The 6,038-nt window shown below is 68.6% G+C and carries 6 protein-coding genes; all 6 read left to right on the plus strand.

What is annotated here, in order from left to right; translation table 11 throughout:
* Positions 1-31: 31 nt before the first annotated feature.
* Positions 32-1,615 (plus strand): CATRA conflict system CASPASE/TPR repeat-associated protein, encoded by a 1,584-nt coding sequence (locus tag QOZ89_RS30695; RefSeq protein ID WP_071046953.1) that lies wholly within the window; start codon positions 32-34, stop codon positions 1,613-1,615.
* Positions 1,616-1,681: 66 nt separating this feature from the next.
* Positions 1,682-2,632 (plus strand): caspase family protein, encoded by a 951-nt coding sequence (locus QOZ89_RS30700; RefSeq protein ID WP_071046952.1) that lies wholly within the window; start codon positions 1,682-1,684, stop codon positions 2,630-2,632.
* On the plus strand, positions 2,629-3,105 hold the full coding sequence (locus tag QOZ89_RS30705; protein ID WP_312627106.1) for a hypothetical protein: 477 nt from the start codon (positions 2,629-2,631) through the stop codon (positions 3,103-3,105). Before QOZ89_RS30700 ends, QOZ89_RS30705 begins: the two co-directional genes overlap by 4 nt.
* A 28-nt stretch (positions 3,106-3,133) precedes the next feature.
* Complete coding sequence (locus QOZ89_RS30710) at positions 3,134-3,616, plus strand: hypothetical protein (RefSeq protein WP_071046950.1); 483 nt, start codon at positions 3,134-3,136, stop codon at positions 3,614-3,616.
* A gap of 231 nt (positions 3,617-3,847) precedes the next feature.
* On the plus strand, positions 3,848-4,867 hold the full coding sequence (locus QOZ89_RS30715; protein WP_071046949.1) for an LLM class flavin-dependent oxidoreductase: 1,020 nt from the start codon (positions 3,848-3,850) through the stop codon (positions 4,865-4,867).
* Positions 4,868-5,350: 483 nt separating this feature from the next.
* Positions 5,351-6,038 (plus strand): protein kinase domain-containing protein (locus QOZ89_RS30720; RefSeq protein ID WP_397428875.1); only part of this gene is annotated, 688 nt, incomplete at its 3' end.

The raw sequence follows: 6,038 nt of genomic DNA on the forward strand, positions 1-6,038 counted from the left end.
CAGTGAGCCGGTCAGGTCCAGGGGAGGTCTCTTGCTGGCGGCCGAGCTCGTGGTCCATCTGTTCGCCCCCGCCGGTGACAACCGGGTGGCCGAGCGCGGCTACGGACAGGTGCGTCGAGTCTGGTATGCCAGCCGCGAGGTCCTGGGCGTCACGTCGGAGGCTCCTGGCCTCGGCGTTCCGGCCGACCTGCCCGAGTCTCCCGCGGACCTGGCTGGGCTCGGTCAGCGGACGGGTGATGGAATCATCGCCAGCCAGCAGGCACCCCCCGGCTCGGGGGTCTTCCAGACTGTGCTGCGCCGCCAGCGGGGTTTGCTGTGCCTTTCCGCGATACTCGCGCCCTTCCCCGCAGATGGGATCGGCTGGCCGGAACTCGACGCCAAGTGGGACGACGTGAGCAGCGCGTCGCGGTCAGAACTCATCGACCAGGCCCGCATCTACCAGGGGCTGCTTCCCAGCTTCGACGTCTTCGCGCACTATCCACACTCGGCCACCGCCGAGCTGGCCGGGGGATGCGCCGCGGAACTGCCGGACTTCGACCGGGTCGCTGGATGGGAGCGCCGTGGCGTCACGACCATCGCCGGGTTCGCCATCTGGGAGCCCGCGGCCGGTGGCGACTACCGGCCGCTACGTCGACTTATGATCACCACGACGGCGGCGCGGGAGGCGGCGCTGGGCGCGTGGACCTGGTCATCCGGCGGCGCGGCCCCGCCACCGTTGCAGCTGTACCTCGCGGAAGCCGCGAAGATGCGCCTGCAGGGCCGGGTCTGGACCGCGGGCGCGCCGGCGGTGGAGCAACTGCGCCACAGGCTCGACGAGGGCGCCCGGCGGCTCGGCGGCGGCCTCGCCGAGGCGGGCTTGCTCGGTGCCGGCGCGGAGGCGTCCACGGCGGTGTCGGTCGCGGCGTTGGCGGAGCGACTGGCCCAGGTCAGGTCCGATGTCTTCCATGAGATTTCAGCCCGCACGTCCCTCCTCGACGTCGAACGCAATGTTCGGATAGCCGCGGCGAACATGCAGGCGTTGACCATGTCAACGGTGATCCCGACCGGGTTGGCCGACCCGTTTGAGGAAGACCAGCGGTGCGCGCGACACCTGTTGGATCTGCTCGGCGACGGTGGCGCGTTCCTGGCGTCAGCAGGCGCCCGGGCGCGGGCAGCGGTGCACGCAACCGAGCAGGCAGGCCTGGCCGCGGAAGTCGGCGCGCCGATCGGCGACCCGACGATCGCGGGCGAGGACCGACTAGCATTCCTCGACGAGCTCTCCGAGCTATACGCCGACCCACTCAAGGCCTATCACCTCGTCGAGGGCCTAGAGGTGCCCCGCGGGCGTCTGCCGGTCGCAAGCGGACTCAATCCCCGCACCTGGTGGGGCGAGGTCTTCAGGGAACTGGAGAGCGGGATCCTGGCATCCCCCTTCCGCGACCTGCTGAGCGCCGCTTTGACGGACTACTGCCACAACGGCCAGCTCCTGGACCTTGCGTCACGCTACGGCGTGCCGAACAACCCGCGGGTTCCTCGGGGAAGGACCACCGCGCGCCAGAGATCACCTCACCAGCCGAGTAGCCACGAAGAAGTGACCGTCGTCGATCCCGCCGACACCTTCTCCGACAGGGTATGATCGAACCAACAGCGCAGGTGACTACGGGGGTATAACCTTGCGTGCAGATCATTTGGGTCGGCTCCGGTGAAGCGAGCCCTGCTGGTAGGCATGGACAGCTACCACAACTTCCGCCCGCTGGCTGGCTGCTGCAACGACGTGAAGGCTATCGCCCCCCTGTTGAGGCGAAACGAAGACGAGAACCGAAACTTCTACTGCGAGACCAGAACGAGCGATCTTTCGTTCATAACTCGAGACGCGCTACTGCGTGACCTCGAGCGGTTGTTCGCTCCGGCCACGGACATGGCGTTGCTGTACTTCGCCGGCCACGGGCAACCAGTGCCGAACGATGTCGTGCTGTGCACCGCCGACGGCACCACCACCTCTCCGGGCGTGTCGCTTTCCATGGTTCTCTCGATGGTTGAGCAATCGCCCGTTCCCGAGGTCATCGTCCTCCTGGACTGCTGTTTCTCCGGAGCTGCCGGCGGCGTTCCCCAACTCGGATCCTCAGCCGCGACCATCCGGTCTGGGCTGTCCATCATCACAGCGGCGCGGGCGGACCAGATGGCGGTGGAGGCCGCCGGACGTGGCTTGTTCGCGACATACCTGGAGGACGCCTTGCGAGGCGGCGCGGCGGACCTGCTGGGAAAAGTCACCGTCGCGGGCGTCTACGCCTATCTCTCCGACATGTTCGGTCCGTGGGACCAGCGACCCACGTTCAAGGCGAACATCGACCGGCCGCACGAGCTCCGCCAGACCAGCCCAGACTTCACGCCAAAACAGCTGCGAGCGCTCGTCACATTGTTCCCGACGCCGACCTACGAGCTGCCGCTCGGCCCGTCCTATGAACCCGACGTGGAGCCCCATAACCAGAGACACGAGGAGGACTTCGGGATTCTGCAGGCGGCCCGAGCGGTGAAGCTCGTCGAACCAGTCGGTGAACTGCACATGTACTACGCGGCGATCAACTCGAAGGCCTGCAGACTCACCAAGATCGGCCAGCACTACTGGCAGCTAGTCGAAAACGACCGGCTATGACCACCGTCGGATTCTCCGGGCACCAGAACCTGCCAATCGCAGGTATCGACTACATCACCAGCGAGCTGACCAACCACCTCCGCGCCGTGCCGACGCCGCTGGTCGGGCTGGCCTCGCTCGCCGCGGGAGCCGACCAGCTTTTCGCCCGACTCGTGCTCAGACTGGGAGGTTCGCTACGCGTCGTGATTCCCAGTGATCACTATATGACCACCTTCCAGAGCAACGCTGACCTTGCCGGCTTCCACGAGCTTCTGCGCCAGTCCTCGGAAACGCGGGTGCTGGACTTCGATTCGCCTTCCGAGGAAGCGTTCTTTGCGGCCGGTCGCGCGGTCGTCGAGGAGGCCGACGAAATTCTCGTCGTCTGGGACAGCCTGCCGGCTCGCGGGTTGGGCGGCACGGCAGACGTCGTCAGTTACGCCAATAGCCGGGGAAAACAAGTGACCACTGTCTGGCCGGCGGGCCTGCGGCGATGAATGATTCGACAAGGAGCGAGGAGGAAAGATGACGGGCGGCGAATCCGCGGCCGACCAGACATTCTTGGCCGCGCGCGTGGCGGCAGTCCTCATTCTTCGTTCCGCGGCCAACTGGTCGCTGCCCGAGCAAGCGTGGGAACAGGTCGACCCAGCTCTCCCCTCTGTGGCACACACACTGGACAAGCTGACCCGCTCGCTGGCCGAACAGAACGGCCACGTGCTCGCCGCCGCCGTCGAGGACCTGCGTTACTACGCCAACCACGGCGGGCAGCGGGAGACGCGCGGAGTTCTTGTCGGAAGTCTCACCACACCCAGCACCGACGCCGACCCCGGCAGCGTGAGCACCGGCTACGCCGGGCCGCCCCCCGAGATCCGACTGAGGATTGACACCATCGTCACGGCGCTCGATATTCCCACGGCGAAGGTGGTGCTCGAACAGGATGGGCATGGCGCCGGTTACGAAGGCCAATCCGTCGCCGACTCGGATTTCTCGCGATTCGGCCAGACATGATCGAAAGCCGACTTTACACCCTTGTTGATGTCGAGTTGTGTGTCCGACCAAGGTCATGTGCGGACGACCCGCCCGAGTTGGCGGTCATCGCCCCAACGCCATGCCCGCAGCGGGCTTCGCCCCGAGACCCCAGACCGCCGGGCCAGTCTGATCAACGGGCAATGTGCCCGCTCCCGCGGCGGGCGACAAGGTACGGGGAATGAGCCCGGCCTGGGTGGCATTGACCTGGACGTGAGTGACGTCGAGGGTGCGCTTCCGCTGGCAGTGCTTGACTTCGTCGGGGTCGAGCACGGCGAGAGTCCAAGCGCGGCGATCGCCGGCGCCGTGACCATCGCCCAGGCCGTCGAAGCAGCCGGGTACCGGCGGTACTGGGTCTCCGAGCACCACAACATGACCAGCTTGGCGTGCAGCGCTCCGGAGCTGCTGACCGCGCACGTCGGCGCGCACACGTCCCGGATCCGGGTCGGCGCGGCCGGGATCATGCTGCCCAACCACACGTCGCTCAAGGTCGCCGAGACGTTCCGGACGCTGCTGGCGATGTACCCCGGACGGATCGACCTCGCGCTCGGTCGGGCGCCGGGGACCGATCCGTTGACCGCGCACGTGCTGCGCCGAGGGTTGTCCGCCGACGCGGGCGCGGAGTTCCCCGGGCAGGTCGGCGAGCTGTTGGCGTTCCTCGGCGACGGGTTCCCGGCCGACCATCCCTATGCACGGCTGGTGGCCGCGCCGGTGCTCGACGAGCGGCCCGAGCTGTTCGTCCTGGGGTCGAGTCCGTACGGGCCCCGATTCGCCGCCGTCAACGGCCTGAGCGCGGTGTTCGCGCATCACATGAGCCCAGATCTGGCGATCAGCGCGCTGCGGGCCTACAGGCGCGAGTTCACCCCCCGGGCCGAGGGCGCGACGCCGTACTCCGCGATGTCCGTGTTGGCCTTCGCCAGCGATGACGAGGAGTCGACTCTCGACTTCGAAGCGGCGTGGACCCTGACGATCCAGAACATCAGCCGCGGGATACGCGAGCCGCTGCGGCCGGAGGACATCCACGGATTCGCCCGGTCGGAGCAGTTCCGCGCCGCCCGTCGCGACGACAGCCGGATGGTGACCGGCGCGCCGAAGGCCGTCGCCGAACGACTGCTGGAAATGAAGCAGGAAGCTCAGGTCGACGAGATCGTCGTGGTCACCCCGAGCCTGGACCGGGCCCGTCGCCGGGCCAGCTTCACCGCGCTGGCCGAAGCCTGGCGCCAGGCGGCGTAGGCCGGGTTCCTCGGCGCCAGCCGGCCGGGTTCGCGGTCCCAGACCGCCCGATCCGGTGGGGGCCGCCGAGATCAGCGGGCAGCACCACGGCGGTCGGTGTTCCGCCCTGCGCGTGGGGGATTCGGATACCTGGGTTCCCACCTGACGCCGACATCCCACCTGACACACATCACCAGCACGTCCATCAAGGTGAACGAAACTCCACCATCACAACATTGCTGGCATTGCCGGGTGCTGCTGCCACGATAGCGAGGCGGGCTATCCGGGTCCGCATCGCTCTGCTGCAAAATCGGGTCATTCGAGGCGTGCGGCGTCCACTCCGACTTGCGGGGTGGACCGGCGGCGCGGTCGAGTGCGACCGCCGGTTCCGCGCCTTGTTGGGGAGGAACCTATGCGACGTCGGGATCGCGACATCGGCGTTCTTGCCGACCGCACCGGCTCCGCCCGCGGCTGGGTGTCGCAGGCCAACTACCGGATGGCCTCGTGGGTCTGCTGACCCGGCTCGGCTCCTCGCGGCCCGCCACCCGAGGCACCATGCCGGACGAGGGCTCGACGATCGCGATCGTCGAGCCGCAGCCTGGCCTGCCGCTGCGCCCCCGCGACCCCGCCTTCGTCGGCTCCTACCGAATCCTTCGCCTGCTCGGTGAGGGCGGCATGGGAACCGTCTACCTGGGCGAGGCGGTCGACGGCCGGCGAGTAGCGGTGAAGGTCATCCAGTCCGAGTACGCCCGGGACCCCGAGTTCCGCGAACGGTTCCGCGCCGAGACCGCGCATGCTCGCCAGGTCTCGGAGTTCTACACGGCCGAGGTGCTCGACGCCGACCCGGACGCCGCGTTGCCGTACCTGGTCACGGAGTTCGTCCCCGGGCCGACGCTGCGCGCCGCCGTAACGGCCGGAGGCCCGCTGGAGGCCGACGACCTCGCACGCCTGGCAGTCGGGATGGCCGCCGCGCTGACAGCCATCCACGCCGCCGGGATCGCCCACCATGACCTCAAGCCGGGCAATGTCCTGCTCGGGCCGTCTGGTCCAAGGGTCATCGACTTCGGCATCGCCAACGGCTTCGCCGGCCCGGCAGCCGGCCACAACGGCCGCGGCCCCCGGCCCCGCCCGGGGGGGGGGCGGGGGGGGGGGGGCGGCCCCCCCCCCCCCCCCGCCCGGGCCCCCCGGGATA

The organism is Pseudofrankia coriaricola (assembly GCF_032027725.1).
Taxonomy (GTDB): Bacteria; Actinomycetota; Actinomycetes; order Frankiales; family Frankiaceae; genus Pseudofrankia.